This window comes from Plantactinospora sp. WMMB782 (assembly GCF_049179135.1).
Taxonomy (GTDB): Bacteria; Actinomycetota; Actinomycetes; order Mycobacteriales; family Micromonosporaceae; genus Plantactinospora.
Genome location: NZ_JBMHMC010000005.1, coordinates 1 through 13306, shown reverse-complemented (window position 1 = coordinate 13306; position 13306 = coordinate 1). Strand labels below are relative to the sequence as shown.

Genomic DNA, 13306 nt, shown 5'->3' with positions numbered 1-13306 from the left:
GGCGCGCAACCCCTTGCGACACCCTGTGCTAGTTGTCTTAATCGATGAGTGACGGCATCATGACCGAATGAAGCTGGGGAGCTTACAGGCAATTTACGGCGGTGCGTCATGAGTGACGCACGACGCATGCCACATCTGGCGCACGATCATGCACTGACCAGCCTTTACAGTGCCCTCATGTCACAGCCAGGCCGCAAGGACGCCTTCGCCAACCTGATCAAGCAGGGGCGGCAACGACGCGGCTGGCGACAAGAAGACCTAGTAGCCGCATCAGGCGTCAGCCGCCGAACACTGACCAGATGGGAAGGCGGCGACGCCGAACGACCCGACCTAGACCAAGTCAGGGCAGTCTGCATCGCACTCGGCATCCGACCCATCGACGCCGCCATCGCCCTCGGCCTACTCGAAGCCGACGAAATCGACCAACCCCCACCGCCGCCCGTCGACCCTCGCGCCGACGAACTCCTCGACGTCCTCCAGGACGAACGCATCCCGAAGGCGGCGAAGGAGGCGCTACTCACCCTGCTACGGCAACTCCGCAACCAACCCGACGACGGCCCCACGCCAGAGCGGGAGGCGGTCTGACTACCAGCCCCGGGCCCGCCACTCCGGCACCGACGGACGCTCGACACCCAACGTCGAGTCCTTGCCGTGCCCCGGGTAGAACCACGTGTCGTCCGGCAAGACATCGAACACCTTGGCTTCCAAGTCGTCCATGATCTGCGCAAACTCGACAGGGTTAGTTGTCCTCCCAGGACCCCCAGGAAATAGCGGGGGACCACCACGGGCAATAGGATGCCGGCATGGCGTTGTACGAGGACTACCTGTACGCCCGCATCTCCGACGACGAGCTGGCAACCGAGAAGGGCGTCACCCGGCAGCTACGAGACGGCCGTGACCTGTCCGCCCGGCGGGGCGGGCACGTCGCGGGCGAGTTCAGCGACAACGACATCTCCGCGCTGAAGGGCGCCCCGCGACCAGACTTCGACAAGCTCATGAACGCCGTCGCCGCACCCAACCCAACCGGCGTGCAGCGCCGTATCGTCTGCGTCCACACCTCCCGACTGTGGCGGAACCGGGTCGAGCGTGCGCAGGGCATCGACACCCTCGGCAAGCTCGGGATCATCATCCTGTGCACCAACGGCCCTGAACTTGACCTACGGACCGCCAGCGGCCGGATGATCGCCGGGATGCTCGGTGAGACCGACACCGGCGAGTCGGAGACGAAAGCGGAGCGGGTCTACGACGCGGCGAAAGAGCGGGCTGAGGAAGGCCGCGCCAACGGTGCCGTCCTGTACGGCTGGTCCCGGATCTACGAGTACGACCGTCGGGGCAAGACGGCCGGGAAGGTGATCGGGTTCCGGGACGAGGAGAAACACGCTGAGGCCGATGTCGTGCGGTGGATCGTTGACGAGCTGCTCGCCGGTAAGTCCCTCGCCGCTGTCCGCGACGACCTGAACCGGCGACGTGTCCCAGCGCCGGGGGCGGGGCACCGGCGGACGCGGCGGGCGAAGGGCCAGGCCGACGACGGAAGTCGGTGGGGGAAGACGTCGGTGAAGAAGCTCGCGATCCGACCGGCGAACATCGGCCTGCGGATCTACCACCGGGGCCGCCCCGACGAGGCGTTGATCCCCGCCGCCTGGCCGAAGATCGTCGACCCGGACAAACATGACCGGGTTGTCGCGCTCCTCACCGACCCCGGCCGGACCATCGAGCGTCCCGGCTCCCGCCAGCACCTTCTGACGTGGGGCGTCGGCGAATGCGGAGTGTGCGGGGCGCACCTGCGGGTGGCGATGCGCGGCAACTCCCGGCACGGGCGGAAGCAGCAGTTGTACGTGTGCGAGGCCAAGGCGTGTGTGGGCCGGAACCTGGCGGCGGTGGACCGGTACGTCGAGCATCAGATGGTGGCCCTGATGCGGCGCCCGGACGTCGCCGACCTGCTGTCCGGGTCGTCGGCGAAGGCGGCGGAGGCGTTGACGCGGGTGACGACGCTGCGGGCGCGCTTGACGCAGGCGGCGAACGACTACGCCGACGGGCACATCGAAGCCGCCCAGTTGCGGATCATCACGACCCGGTTGAAGCCGCAGTTGCAGCAGGCGGAGGCAGAGGCGAAAGCGTACCGACCGTCGCCACATCTTGAGTTGGTGATGGCGACGGTCGGTGACCTGGCCGAGCGGCGGTGGGGGGCGTTGGATCTCAACCAGCGGCGGGCGGTGATGCAGGCGTTCGGGGTGCGGGTGGTGGTTCTGCCTGCGCAGCGGCGGGGGCCGGGGTTCGATCCGGCGTCGGTGCGGTTCGTGCCCCGGTCAGCCGACGTTGCCGTTGCGGCGCCCGTCCCGAACTAGCTTGATCACGTCGGCGGGGTTGGCCAGGTTTTCGATGTCTTGCCTTGCCCCTGCTGCGATGCCGCGCCAGTAGCCGGCCTCGTTCGCCGCTTTGAGTGCGTCCTCGCTGGCCCGCTCGACGAGGGCTTCGAGCCGGTTGATGCGGTTGAGGATGGGCCGGGCGGCGACGTCTGCGCACCACAGGCCGATGGGGACGAGGGCGAGGAGGATGACGACGACGGCCCAGATCGGGGACAGGCCGTGTGGCGGCTCACCGAAGGTGCCGGAGCTGACGAGTGCGTAGTAGATGAGGGCGCCGACGGTGACGAAGAGGGCGAGTGAACCGCAGGCCATGCCTGCGATGAAGTAGCGCGGGACGGATGTGCGGGTGCTGGTCTGTTCGGTGCTCATGGGGCTGACTCCAAAGCTTTGCCGGAAGGATTGGAGGCGGACGGTGCCTCTCCGCCGCGTGGGGTTGGCGGCGGTGACTCGACCATCATCGGTGGCCGGTCGGGGTGGTGCGAGGGGTCAGCGTGGAGGTGGGGTGGGGGGTGCGGCGTTGGTGAGGGCGGGGGTGCGTCCTCGGGTGGTGCGGGGTGCTGGGTGTCGCCGCACTGGTGGTCACCTCCGTGATGGTGTGGTGTGAGCCTCCGAGACTGCCTCGCCAGTAATGATCTAGCAACGGTGAGTGAGTCTTGAGCGTCAGGGCTGGTCGGGCGTAGGTGGATGCCCGTTTGGATGGCTGTTAGGTCAGCCTTGGTCGGATTCAGGTGATCTGCTGCGGAGGTTCGGTGATCCGTTTCGGGCTCGATCGGTGTCGATAGCCGACCCGGCGGTGAACGGGGCTGGTCTTCGAGGTGACCTGCGGGTTGATTGTCGACCGGCAATCATGTGGGAGCGTGCCCAAGGTGCGGATGGAACGGCTGCTCGTATGACGTATTGACAGACGCCTGCCCGCGACGCGCGCCGTGGAAGTTCCATGACCTGCTGACAGGGACCCGACAGTCCCGCCGATCGGACCGCACATGGTGAAAGATCTTCCACTTTCGGTCGAAACCGCAGTGATCAGTCAGCCGGGCAGAGAGCGGACCCCCTCATCCCACCCGCAGCCGGTACCGGTCCGCCGGATACACCTGACCCGTCCCGTCCGCGTCCACGACCACGAACACCGGAACTCCCTCCGGTAGCTCCCATGCCTCCACCTCGGCCGGGGACGGCATGCGGATGTCGACAGTCGAGCCGGGGCCGGCGGGCACGTCCTCTTTCTCGCCGACCGGGCGCACGACGACACCATAACCGACGACGTGTGTGGCGAGCCCTTCGTTGCGTAGTGCCCGGACCGCCTTGGCAACGGTGCCCCGGGCCAGCCCGTACGTCTGACGGAGTGTCTGCTCCGACGGGATCAGAGCACCGGGGGCGAGCTGCCCGGACATGATTTGCTCCCGCAGCAGGGCGGTCAGTTTGGCGGCGGTGTCGATACGCGGCCCGCCCGGAACGATCACAGGCGGAGGTTATGTCCCGGCGTGTAGACGCCTACCGGTGTAGCCGACTAGACGACCGCTACTCGCCGGTCACAAGGCGGCCGTCGGCAGCCAGCGCAACGGGAAAGCACCTGAGGGTCGACCGGACGAACCCGCGTACTCACGACGGATCCCCGAACTCGGCCGGCGTCAAAGCGGCATCGACAACGACGGGCGAGCCGTCGGGCCACAGGTCCGGACCTTCCCCGTACGCGTCCGGGTGGACCACCCGCAGGTGATCGAGGACGTCGGCGTCGGGGATCTGGTTGTCGTCGGACGGGCACAGGTGGCAGGTGCTCATCGGGGTGTCTCCTCAGGTGCGGTACGGGCAACCCACCGAGTCGCGAGCGGCTCCCAACCCTCGGCCGCGTCCCAGCCGCCGGCAGCATCTCGGCCCTGCCGCTCCACGTCGGGGAACAGCTCCATTACCGAGTCAGCGAGGTTTCGGTAGAAGTCGTCCTCGGGGCCGTCGCAGCCGCAGTCGTCGGCGTGCATTTTGGCGGCGATCAGGTCGCGAAGTTGATCACGCATGCGGTGTCTCCTCAGGGGTGGAAGGAACCGGCGGATACGGCCGGTAGCGGATGACGCCGACAGACCACGGCCCGAACCGGACCAGCCGGCGGTACGTGGCCGCGTAGCCGCCCCGGACCGTGGTGTGGCGGAAGATCTCGGCGGCGGACCGGCGTTTGCTCCAGCCGGCGAACCACCAATGCGACGGCAGCACGATCAGCTCTCCTTGGTGGGGGTGGAAGGAACCGGACGCCACGGACCCGTCGAAGTGATCACAGTCCGCTGGACGACCTCGGCGGAAGCGATTCCATGCGGGCCTTCGGCCCGACGCTTCGCGTGGAACGCCACCACGTCCTCAGCACGCCCACGGTCGGACTCCCAGAACGTCACATCACCGGTGTCCCAAACCACCTTCGCCGCGTACTCGGTGCGGGTGTCGGTGTCTGAGGGAAGCAACCGCCCGGCCTCCGCGAGCGCCATCGCCATGCCCTCGTAGTCGGCGTTGAACAGCAGCGGCACCAGGTCCGGCGACTCCCGGGCGATGTACTCCCGGAGGATGTCGGCAGCGGTGTTGATTGTGGCGGACCACTGCTCGACGTCGGCGGGGTTGGGGGCGGTCACTGGCTCGACCGCGTGGGCGGCATCCCAACGGGCGCGAGCAGCAACAGTCACTGGCACGCCCTTGCACGAGTGGATCGCCGGCCACACGAACTTGCCACACCGGTCGCACTCGCTGCGACCGTCGTCCGGATCGGTGTGCGGGTGGTCAGCCGGTCGCCGCTCGAAGTCCGGCTTGCTCGGCGCGGTGTCGTACTCGCTCACCGGTCGGCTCCGTGTTCCGCGAGGCGCCAGTTGTATGCGTCGACCGCCTCCGCCAGTACACGTGACGCCCGCGCCTTGGTCGGTGCTGCTGTTACCGACCGGTTGGCGTGGGCTCGCCGCCACTCCACGGCGGCACGAATCAGGTCGGCAACCTCTTCGGGTAGATCACTGGGCATGGTTGGCTCCGCTCTCTGCCACACGAGCAGCCACGTCGGCGCAGTAACCGTTGAGCACAGAAGCATCGACCGCCCGGATGTCTGCGGCTGCTGCGGTACGACCAGCAGCCAGCCCAGCGGCGTACGCGGTCTCGATAGCAGTAGTGATGCGGCCTCTGGCCGGCGGCTCCGCCGCGTGATACGCGCGCCACGCGGCCTGTCGCGCTTCGCCGGGCATCGGGATTACCTCGATGTCGCCGTATGCCTCCTCGCTCAGCACCGGCTCCTCGTACGGGGCGTCGGTGGTCGGGGTCTGCTCAGACATCAGAACCCTCCTCGGTGCGTCCGGAGATGTCGGCGACCGGGTCACACGGACCGCTATGTCCAGTCGGGCGCTCACACCAACGACCACAAGCTGCGCCCGTGTCAAGCGACAGGATCGGGCGGGGTCGGACCAGGGCGTCAATCTGTTGGCGGGCCTGATCCCGCACCACAACCGGATCGGCACCCTGCTCCCGCAACCATGTGTCGGTGACCGGATCAGGGCCGTATGGCCACGGCAGCCGACCCACGCTCTGCGGAGCGGGTTGGGGTAGTCCGGATCCCTCGACGGGAACAGCCGACCCCGCAGCGACGCTCTCGGCAGGCGCAGCAGCGTACTTCCGGGCGACCTTCGCCGCGTCGTTCAGGGCGTACACCCGGGCCGCGTCAGCGGTGTCCCAAAAGCTCCCTGCCGACGGCCGCTCGACTTCGATCGCACGGGCGATCTCTTCGGCGACCTCGGCACGGACCCGAGCATCCCGGGACGGCAGATCCAGCGCGTCCAGGACACGGCCGGTGGTTTCGTAGTGCACGGTCGTAGCACCGGCGCCGGCAGCAAGCGCAGTGACGATCGCGGTGACTTCGGGGGTGGGGTGGGTGTTGGGGATACTCACCGGCTCACCAGTCCAGCTTCGGAACGAACGGCTCGGCCGCCGGCTTCCGGTACAGCGCCAACGTGGCGTGCACCTGCGCTTCGGCCAGGTAGACCATCGCGTCCTGCCGGGCGTCGGCCGCTACCGACGCCCGGATCTCCCGCTCCTCGGCAGTCGGCGACTCGGCGTCGTCGTAGCCGCCCTCAGGGTTCATCCAGTGCTCGACGGCCAGGGCGCGAAGTCGTTCCGCTTCGGCGTAGTGCTCTTCCGGGGACATCAGGTCACTCCTTCTCGTCGGTGCGTTCTTTGCTCTTCAGGGCTTGCTTTGCTGCGATGTAAGCGGCTGACGGTGGGTCTCCGTGGTCGAGAGACCGCCACGGCCAGCGCGGGCCGCGAACTTAGCCCGCAGTCGGGCCTCAATCTGCGCCTTCGTCGGCTGCTCCCAGCCATGCCAACTGCGGCCAGGAACCCACAGTTGGACGTGCTCACGTTTGTCAACACCGCACCAGCGGCATCCCAACGGCGGAGGTGCCGACTCGTGACGGACACGAAGCGTCTTCACGCCGCCGCCTCGGACTGCTCGGCCAGGTGCCGCTCCCACATATCCCGGATCGCCTGCTCGCCGACCCGTGCCGTACCGGTCCGCCGGGCGTCACGCTCGATGCACAACTCGATCGGCACGTCCCGGAAGTCGACGACCTCGAACCCGGCGTTGGCCCGGTCGGCGAGCCGCCGCAGGCTGTGCAGCGTCTTGTCGGGGAGGCAGGTTTCGTCCACGATCACACCCACGCCGCGCCGCAACAGGGACACGATCATCGCGTTCCGGGCGGCGACGACGATCCGCTCCGTGCCCAGCGAGGTCTTCGACGCCTTCACGTGCGTCGAGTCGTGGCCCATCGCCCGGAGGTCGTCCCGGTTGACCCGGTAGCGGCCGGTCGGGTTCTCGGCCACCCACGCCCGCGCGAACGTCGACTTGCCGGAGCCGGGTAGGCCGCGAGTCACCAACAGTCTTGCCATCGGTCAGCCCTGGCCAGCGCACTCGTCAACGACCTCCACCTGAACTTCAAGTGGTAGGTCGTCCATGAACTGCGCGTCGCCGACCCGGGCTGCCTTGGCGCTGTACGCCGCCTCCTCATCCTCGCCGAGCGGAAGCCACGACGCGGAGCACCACGGGCCTTCCGGCGCGACGAACTTGTGCATGCGTCCGTGACTGAAGCACCACGCGTAGGTGGTCGTCGGGTCCATCAGTCAGTTGTCCTTGCCGAGTCGGCCGACCAGCGACCCAAGGTTGTAGACCTCGTCCGCGTACTTGAGGTACTGGTGCAGTTCCATCGCGTCCTCGTCGCTGGCACGGAACCAGTGCTGGCCGTCCGGGTCGCCGCCGCCAGCCCATCGGCGGGCCTCGGCGTCGTCACGCCAGATGACCTCCCACTCCGGCTCGCCGTGGAAGGTGGACTTTCGGAGAACGAGGGTGCTGCCGTCGGCCGGCTCCGTCTCGAAGACTGCCGACGTGGTTTCGCGGGGGTGTTCCATGTGATCTCCGTTCAGTTGGTTTGGCGAGCCCGGAACGTCACCGCCAGGCGTTGGAAGTACTCGGCGAGGGCATCCAGGTGGTCCGGGTCGGTCACGTCGATGCCACCCACCTGAATCACTCCGCCGAGGTCGATGACGGTCAAGTTCCGCTCGTTGGTTCCGACGAGTAGAACGTGGCCCTTGCTGGGGTAGACGCCGGGATCGAGACGGTGTTCCTCTCGGGTGTGCGAGTCGTCGGCAATGCCGTCTGCCAAAGTGCCATCGGCCTTGATCAGTTCCACGTCAGTCCTCCTCGGGTACGCAGATGAGGCAGTCCACGGCCGGCGTGTCCGGGTGGTCGACGCAGCGGATCAGCGCCTCGTAGCCGGGGCCGAGGTGGTCGGCAACGTAGTCGGACGGGTTTACGCCGTCCGGAACCGGCACCTCGCGGCCCTGCCGGTCGATGACGATCAGCGGCATGCCGGCGTCGCCGCACCGGTCCTGGTGCTCCATGCTGCGGTTCACTGCGACTCCCTGGCTGGTTGGGTAACGCGCGGGTGGTCGGCGGGCACGAGACGGAAGACCACGGCGCTCGCGGTAATGAGCTGCCTGTCACGGCTGCCAACCTCGTTGCGTCCGTTCCTGTAGCGCCAAAACCGACGCCCGCTGTCGGTGAAGACCATCGCCTTGGTGACGCGGACGACGGTGACGAGGTGGGACTCGTAGCGGCCCTGGCCGAGGTAGGCGAGTTCGGCGACTGGCTGCCCGACGGCGTACCAGGCTTCGGCTGCCTCGCGACCTCGCAGTGTCATGACACCTACGGTAGCATGGTGTCATGACACCATCAACTGACCGAACCGCCGAACGTCATGACACCCCGTACAGTTCCCGTCATGACACCCCGGCACCCACTACGGTGATCGCCGTGACCCGGAAAAGCGGCAAGGGTAAGCCCCGCCAGACGATTCGCGCCGAAGAGGACCTGTGGCTCCGGTTCGATGAGTCGACTGCCGCCGCCGGATCAGACCGGTCCGAGGTGTTGCGCGAGTTCATGCGCTGGCACGCAGGTGACCCCAACGCCAGGCTGCCTCGGCGTCCGGCCAACGCCGTTCGGTGGACCGGGAAGAACTTTGACGAGGTCAAGGCGATTCGCCCAGATGCGCGCCTCGCCGAAGTCGACGACCCGGAGAGCCAGGTGGTCGCAGGCGACCTACTGATCGAGCGGGTCAACGAGCCCGGCACGTGGGTGGTCGTCGGTCGGAACTACGTCGTTTACCGCCGGGAGTCGGTCACCGGCGAGACGTGATCCGGTCGGGCACACTCAACCTCGTGACTTCAAGCGCGGAGCAGAGACTGAACGACCGGGGCCTGAGCCTCGACGACGAGACCGGGTTCGGGCGAGAAGACGAACCCGACGTGAGTGGCTACCTCGTCCTGCGACCCAACGATGATGGCGCCGAGGTGATCGCGCTGGTCCGACCGGGCATTGAGGCATGGCAGCGGGAGATGTTCGCGGAGTGGGTTGAACAGCGCATGGACCGGTTCTTCGAGCACGGGCCGGAGCCGGACGGATGGCAGAAGCGAAAGAGCGACAACGGATGGCAGTTGTGGGCGCGGATGGTGGACTTACCACCGCTTGACTGACCGCAGGCACACAGAGCCCGGCGCCTCACGACGAGGGCCGGGCTCCGTCGTACCGGCGACGGTAGATCATCCGACCGTCGCCGACTGTGGGCGACCAGCCGACCCCGCACCGCCCCCGAACCCGAGGCCAGCACACGTCACACCGGGGTAGACAGGAAGGCACGCCGCCGATCGAGGGGGATCGCGATGCCCGTCCACATGCTGCCCGACCCGGAACAGACCGAGTACTTCATGAAGCAGGTCACCAACCTGCACGGCCGTGGCTGGGCGATGGGCTGGATGCATCGCTGGACCATCGAAGCGTCCCGGGAACACGCCGCAGCCTGCCGGGACGAGGACTGCGGAACGTGCCGGAACTTCGTCAGCGCCCTGTCGTTGTGCGCTGCGGTGGCGACCACGATGCCGGACACTCCGGGGCTGCGGGAGACGTTGAAACGGCTGCACCGAGACGGTTAACGCGGCTCCCACAGTTCGCGCCCGTCGAGCGTGTGGTGGATGACCAGCCACCCCATCGACCCGTCCGGGCGGGGTACCGGCTCGGTTGTCGGCCCGCACGGGCAGTCGTCAACCTCGTGGTCGATCAGATCCGCCCGGGGCATCACATGCGCGTCACCGTCGCCCACGGGTCAACTCGCCGCCGACCTGGCTGCGCTCAGCCACTCGCCGAGGTAGGCGTGGATCCGCTCCACCTGCTCCCGGTCGAGTACCACGGTCGCGTCCCCGCCCGGCCCGTGCAGCGACAGGCGCAGCCACGGCCACACCGTACGCTCGTCGTCCGGCGAGTCCCGGCCGTTGAGGCTGATGTGGCCGGGGATCTGACACAGAAGCAGCACACCATCCCGGGCGTCGCCGTCGGCGGGTAGGACGTGTGAGCCCTGGTAGACGATCGGTGCCGGCTGCTCGTCGCCGTCGAGCGGTAGGGCGGTGGCGTAGATGGACACACGTCCAGTGTGCCGCCCTGTCAGACCCGGCACCTACCGTGCCTATGGGTGGCCCCGGCATCCCCACGTCATCACCCACAGTCGGGGCCACCCCCGACCCGTTCAGGCGGCGAGCTGCGACGCGACCGGCCGACACACCTCGGCGGCGACACCATGCCCCCAGCCGAGGCCGACGATCGCATCCCAGAGCAGGATCCCGTGCAGCGGGTGCAGGCACGGCAGGGTCAGCCAGTCCGCGTCGCGGGTGCCGGCCGGAAGCGGTCCGGGTGGGGTTTCGTGCCGTTCGAGGACGGGGGCGCCGTGGGTGGTGACGAGGCGGGCGAGGGCGGTCAGGTCTGTGCCGCAGTGGGGGCACCTGCGGCGGTGCAGGTTCGCGTCCATCGCCCGAGTGTTGTTCGCGCCCGTCGCCGCCGGTACCGGTCGGTAGCCTGCCGCTCACGAACGGCCGTTCAGGGTGGGGTCGGCCAGCAGGACTATCCCCGCACGCGAATAGCCCGAACACCCGACCAGCACCTCCAACATCACGACGGGAAGCTGTCGTGTCGCCGACAGTGAACAGACCTCACGTTCCGTCCAGCCGCATCATCTGCCAGTGGACGACGACACCGAACCAGACGACCTCGACCAGACGGACGACGACGGGCCGCCGACACGGATGCCGTACCCGGTGAAGGTCGGAGCCTTCCTCCTCGGCGCCTTGGCCGTGCTGACCGGGTTCGGGGCGGTCGCCAACGCCGTCGGTGACACTGGCCGCACCCATGCCGTTGTGTTCCTCGGCAGCGTCGCATTGGTCGCCGTGGCAGCCGTCGTCGGCCTGGTTCGTGCCCGGCGGTGGGGAAGCTACCTCGGGTTCGGTGTGGCGCTCCTCGTAGCCCTCGCGACACTCCGCAGCGTCGGAGCAGCCGTCGTCGGGATCGGCTTCCTCGCCGCGATCATGGGAACGCTGATGACCCGCAGCGCGAAGAACTGGCTCGGGTTCGCGTGACCTACCGGTCCGGTAGCCACCGTAAGTCGTCCGCGTGCGCGGCAAGTTCTCGCCACACCTGCCGAGCATCCCGGCCCTTCATGCGGCGCACGTATGGAGGGGCATCGACCACCTTGCCGCCGTTGACAACCAGGCCGACGGTGGCGCGGCGCAGGACGCAGTAGATGAGACCCTCGGTGGGCATTCAGGACGACCGGGACGACCGGAGGGCTTCAATGCGAGCCCGCAGCCGGTCAGGGTCGTCGATGCGCGGGTTCGGATTCCGGCGGGCGTCGGCACCGGCCAGGATTTCCGCCACCTGGGCGGCGTACGGGTCGACACCCTGACGGGACGGGCACTCGCGCTCGTGCTGGGCGTCAGCCCACATGCCGACAGTCTCCACCTGTGTCCACGCCCGCAGCTCGACTTCCGACGCGACCGGCAGGACGTAGGCGCACCGGCTGGGGCAGTCGTAGGTAACCGTCACTGGAGCCGAAGCCTGATCACTCACCGGGCCACCTCCGAGACTTCGTGACCCGACGCCGCTTCCCCTCGGACGCGGCGGCGAGGTACGGGTACAGCTCGTCCATCGAGATGCAGGCGCCAACGACCTCGACGAGAATTGTCGCGTCCTTCGGGATCTCCTGCTCGCGGCCTTGCCGTCCGTCAAGGTGGCCCGCCATCGCGCCACGCACGTAGCCCATGACGGCCGCCTCTCGCACAAGGCGACGTTCGAACGGGCTGAGTGTGGCCAGCGCCCGGTTGACCGTCTCGGCGCGCTGCCGTTCCCGGGCGGCGAAGTAGTCCAGCAGTCCGGGTGGGAAGTCGGAGGACGTCGTGTCGGTCATCGGGGACCTCCTTCCGCGTACCGGCGTAGCGCCAGCTCCAACGGGATGTTGTCGTCCTCGAACGTGTGCTCCGGCCAGTCGAGATCCGGGAACGAGTCACCCGGCGGGTCGGCGGTGATGCCCATGTGGTCGGCGAACGCCCGCACCACCGACTCCGGTGAGAAGACGGTGCCAGCGTCGAGGTCGCGGACCCAGCGGGACGGCTCCCGGCCCTCATGCTCCTCGATCAGCAGTACATACCAGCGGCGCTCCTCCTGCCAGCACACCCAGACTTCGTCGTAGTCGAGGCCGAACGTGTTGACCCGGATCGCCCCGTCGCGGGGGTCGTTCGGGTCGGCGTACCAGTTCAGCACCTTCACCCCGGACGCGGTCAGGGCATCGGCAACGGCGCGAATGTACGGCTCGTGCGCCTGGTGGTAGCCGGCACCGCCCGGGTACAGATCTTCCATCGTCGGCATGGCTGCCTCGGTCATCGCTGACCCACGCCTTCCCGGCCGACCGCGTTGAGGCCGGCGATCACCCCACGCAGCTCGTCCCGACTGGCCTCGGCGATCGGGTACCCAAGCTGGGCTTCGATCTGAGCGACCGTCGCGGAGATGCCGGCCTCGTTGAGTCGTTGCACCTGAAGCTTGACCTCGATCGTGTGGATGCTGTCGGCGCCGCCGGTGAGCCGGTCGGTGACCTCGAAGATGTCCATCCCTCTCCTTCCGTCGTGTACACCAGTGTACGCCACAGAACAACAGGTAACATCCATGGACATGACCAAGAAGGAGCGGCATCCCACCGAGGAACGGAGCGTCCGAGACGCCCGGGAGCACTTCGCCGACGTGCTCTACGCCGCCGCAGCCGGACGGGTCACCTACATCACGAGCCGGGGCCGGCGGATCGCCGCCGTGGTGCCGCTCGCCGTCGCCGACGACGCGGTGGAAAACTCGGAGTAGCAATCAGGGACGAGCGGGCACCCATCGGTAGACGAACGGCGGCCCGCCCCCGGCGACCGGCTCCAGCTCGTACACCCCGGCCGTGTCCGCATCCCACAGCTCACTGCCGTACGACGTCCACAGCCACGACTCGTCCAAGGTCAGGGGCGGGAACCCGTCGTCGTCGAGGAGCACGGACAGGGAACGACCGTCGACCGGACCGCCGACCGCC

Annotated in this window: 29 protein-coding genes and 1 pseudogene; 7 read left to right on the top strand and 23 right to left on the bottom strand. The window is 68.0% G+C overall.

Translation table 11 applies throughout. From position 1 onward, the window contains the following. The first annotated feature begins 177 nt into the window (after positions 1-177). Positions 178-585 carry a helix-turn-helix transcriptional regulator gene (locus ACN28A_RS00555; RefSeq protein ID WP_421391370.1) on the top strand — a complete coding sequence of 136 codons (408 nt, stop codon included), beginning with the start codon at positions 178-180 and terminating at the stop codon, positions 583-585. On the opposite strand, the pseudogene ACN28A_RS00550 reads toward ACN28A_RS00555, so the two are convergent. Next, a pseudogene (locus tag ACN28A_RS00550) lies at positions 586-780 on the bottom strand (MBL fold metallo-hydrolase); the annotation flags it as partial. A gap of 23 nt (positions 781-803) precedes the next feature. On the opposite strand from ACN28A_RS00550, the gene ACN28A_RS00545 reads away from it, so the two are divergent. Then, complete coding sequence (locus ACN28A_RS00545) at positions 804-2345, top strand: recombinase family protein (protein WP_421391368.1); 1542 nt, start codon at positions 804-806, stop codon at positions 2343-2345. Here ACN28A_RS00545 and ACN28A_RS00540 read toward each other — a convergent pair. The 15 genes from ACN28A_RS00540 to ACN28A_RS00470 all read right to left on the bottom strand — a co-directional run bounded on the left by ACN28A_RS00540 (position 2307) and on the right by ACN28A_RS00470 (position 8569). Continuing rightward, complete coding sequence (locus ACN28A_RS00540; RefSeq protein ID WP_421391366.1) at positions 2307-2735, bottom strand: hypothetical protein; 429 nt, start codon at positions 2733-2735, stop codon at positions 2307-2309. The genes ACN28A_RS00545 and ACN28A_RS00540 overlap by 39 nt on opposite strands. Positions 2736-3418: 683 nt before the next feature. Beyond that, a complete protein-coding gene (locus tag ACN28A_RS00535) occupies positions 3419-3826 on the bottom strand; it encodes a GntR family transcriptional regulator (RefSeq protein WP_421391364.1) in 408 nt (135 codons plus the stop codon). A 139-nt stretch (positions 3827-3965) separates the two neighbouring features. After that, positions 3966-4145, bottom strand: a complete 180-nt coding sequence (locus ACN28A_RS00530) for a hypothetical protein (protein ID WP_421391362.1) — start codon at positions 4143-4145, stop codon at positions 3966-3968. After that, complete coding sequence (locus tag ACN28A_RS00525) at positions 4142-4375, bottom strand: hypothetical protein (RefSeq protein ID WP_421391360.1); 234 nt, start codon at positions 4373-4375, stop codon at positions 4142-4144. Before ACN28A_RS00525 ends, ACN28A_RS00530 begins: the two co-directional genes overlap by 4 nt. Beyond that, entirely contained in the window at positions 4368-4568 is a 201-nt protein-coding gene (locus tag ACN28A_RS00520; RefSeq protein WP_421391359.1) for a hypothetical protein, read from the bottom strand. The genes ACN28A_RS00525 and ACN28A_RS00520 overlap by 8 nt, the downstream gene beginning before the upstream one ends. 2 nt (positions 4569-4570) lie before the next feature. Further along, positions 4571-5176, bottom strand: a complete 606-nt coding sequence (locus ACN28A_RS00515; protein ID WP_421391357.1) for a hypothetical protein — start codon at positions 5174-5176, stop codon at positions 4571-4573. Positions 5177-5341: 165 nt separating this feature from the next. Next, positions 5342-5656, bottom strand: coding sequence for a hypothetical protein (locus tag ACN28A_RS00510; protein WP_421391355.1), 315 nt, complete (start codon positions 5654-5656; stop codon positions 5342-5344). Next, a complete protein-coding gene (locus ACN28A_RS00505; RefSeq protein ID WP_421391353.1) occupies positions 5649-6266 on the bottom strand; it encodes a hypothetical protein in 618 nt (205 codons plus the stop codon). Before ACN28A_RS00505 ends, ACN28A_RS00510 begins: the two co-directional genes overlap by 8 nt. 4 nt (positions 6267-6270) lie before the next feature. Continuing rightward, positions 6271-6522 (bottom strand): hypothetical protein, encoded by a 252-nt coding sequence (locus ACN28A_RS00500; protein ID WP_421391351.1) that lies wholly within the window; start codon positions 6520-6522, stop codon positions 6271-6273. Between the two features lie 281 nt (positions 6523-6803). Beyond that, positions 6804-7262: an AAA family ATPase gene (locus ACN28A_RS00495; RefSeq protein ID WP_421391349.1), complete on the bottom strand. Its 459-nt coding sequence runs from the start codon at positions 7260-7262 to the stop codon at positions 6804-6806. A gap of 3 nt (positions 7263-7265) precedes the next feature. After that, complete coding sequence (locus ACN28A_RS00490; protein ID WP_421391347.1) at positions 7266-7490, bottom strand: hypothetical protein; 225 nt, start codon at positions 7488-7490, stop codon at positions 7266-7268. Between the two features lie 3 nt (positions 7491-7493). Continuing rightward, positions 7494-7778 (bottom strand): hypothetical protein, encoded by a 285-nt coding sequence (locus ACN28A_RS00485; protein ID WP_421391345.1) that lies wholly within the window; start codon positions 7776-7778, stop codon positions 7494-7496. Positions 7779-7789: 11 nt separating this feature from the next. Next, positions 7790-8059, bottom strand: coding sequence for a hypothetical protein (locus tag ACN28A_RS00480; protein WP_421391343.1), 270 nt, complete (start codon positions 8057-8059; stop codon positions 7790-7792). Position 8060: 1 nt separating this feature from the next. After that, positions 8061-8282, bottom strand: a complete 222-nt coding sequence (locus ACN28A_RS00475; protein WP_421391341.1) for a hypothetical protein — start codon at positions 8280-8282, stop codon at positions 8061-8063. Further along, positions 8279-8569, bottom strand: coding sequence for a hypothetical protein (locus tag ACN28A_RS00470; RefSeq protein WP_421391339.1), 291 nt, complete (start codon positions 8567-8569; stop codon positions 8279-8281). The genes ACN28A_RS00475 and ACN28A_RS00470 overlap by 4 nt, the downstream gene beginning before the upstream one ends. 113 nt (positions 8570-8682) lie before the next feature. Here ACN28A_RS00470 and ACN28A_RS00465 point away from each other — a divergent pair, with 113 nt between their 5' ends. The 3 genes from ACN28A_RS00465 to ACN28A_RS00455 all read left to right on the top strand — a co-directional run bounded on the left by ACN28A_RS00465 (position 8683) and on the right by ACN28A_RS00455 (position 9857). Beyond that, positions 8683-9063, top strand: a complete 381-nt coding sequence (locus tag ACN28A_RS00465) for a hypothetical protein (protein WP_421391337.1) — start codon at positions 8683-8685, stop codon at positions 9061-9063. Positions 9064-9086: 23 nt separating this feature from the next. Further along, the gene (locus ACN28A_RS00460; protein WP_421391335.1) at positions 9087-9401 is read left to right on the top strand and encodes a hypothetical protein; all 315 of its coding nucleotides are present in this window, start codon (positions 9087-9089) and stop codon (positions 9399-9401) included. Positions 9402-9587: 186 nt separating this feature from the next. Beyond that, on the top strand, positions 9588-9857 hold the full coding sequence (locus ACN28A_RS00455) for a hypothetical protein (protein WP_421391333.1): 270 nt from the start codon (positions 9588-9590) through the stop codon (positions 9855-9857). Positions 9858-10027: 170 nt separating this feature from the next. Here ACN28A_RS00455 and ACN28A_RS00450 read toward each other — a convergent pair whose 3' ends face one another. Next, positions 10028-10342, bottom strand: a complete 315-nt coding sequence (locus ACN28A_RS00450; RefSeq protein ID WP_421391331.1) for a hypothetical protein — start codon at positions 10340-10342, stop codon at positions 10028-10030. 102 nt (positions 10343-10444) lie between these two features. Continuing rightward, positions 10445-10723 (bottom strand): hypothetical protein, encoded by a 279-nt coding sequence (locus ACN28A_RS00445; protein WP_421391329.1) that lies wholly within the window; start codon positions 10721-10723, stop codon positions 10445-10447. A 211-nt stretch (positions 10724-10934) separates the two neighbouring features. Between ACN28A_RS00445 and ACN28A_RS00440 the strand changes: the two genes are divergently transcribed. Continuing rightward, complete coding sequence (locus tag ACN28A_RS00440; RefSeq protein WP_421391328.1) at positions 10935-11327, top strand: hypothetical protein; 393 nt, start codon at positions 10935-10937, stop codon at positions 11325-11327. A gap of 184 nt (positions 11328-11511) precedes the next feature. On the opposite strand, the gene ACN28A_RS00435 is transcribed toward ACN28A_RS00440, so the two are convergent. From ACN28A_RS00435 to ACN28A_RS00420, 4 genes are read right to left on the bottom strand one after another with little or no spacing between them, the layout of a single operon-like run. Beyond that, positions 11512-11817, bottom strand: coding sequence for a hypothetical protein (locus ACN28A_RS00435; protein WP_421391326.1), 306 nt, complete (start codon positions 11815-11817; stop codon positions 11512-11514). Next, positions 11810-12154 carry a hypothetical protein gene (locus tag ACN28A_RS00430; protein WP_421391324.1) on the bottom strand — a complete coding sequence of 115 codons (345 nt, stop codon included), beginning with the start codon at positions 12152-12154 and terminating at the stop codon, positions 11810-11812. Before ACN28A_RS00430 ends, ACN28A_RS00435 begins: the two co-directional genes overlap by 8 nt. Continuing rightward, positions 12151-12627 carry a DUF6292 family protein gene (locus ACN28A_RS00425; protein WP_421391322.1) on the bottom strand — a complete coding sequence of 159 codons (477 nt, stop codon included), beginning with the start codon at positions 12625-12627 and terminating at the stop codon, positions 12151-12153. The genes ACN28A_RS00430 and ACN28A_RS00425 overlap by 4 nt, the downstream gene beginning before the upstream one ends. Next, entirely contained in the window at positions 12624-12851 is a 228-nt protein-coding gene (locus ACN28A_RS00420; RefSeq protein WP_421391321.1) for a hypothetical protein, read from the bottom strand. The genes ACN28A_RS00425 and ACN28A_RS00420 overlap by 4 nt, the downstream gene beginning before the upstream one ends. Before the next feature lie 61 nt (positions 12852-12912). Between ACN28A_RS00420 and ACN28A_RS00415 the strand changes: the two genes are divergently transcribed. Next, on the top strand, positions 12913-13095 hold the full coding sequence (locus tag ACN28A_RS00415; protein WP_421391318.1) for a type II toxin-antitoxin system Phd/YefM family antitoxin: 183 nt from the start codon (positions 12913-12915) through the stop codon (positions 13093-13095). 3 nt (positions 13096-13098) lie between these two features. Here the strand turns inward: ACN28A_RS00415 and ACN28A_RS00410 are convergent. Then, a partial coding sequence (locus ACN28A_RS00410; RefSeq protein ID WP_421391316.1) for a hypothetical protein occupies positions 13099-13306 on the bottom strand: 208 nt, incomplete at its 5' end.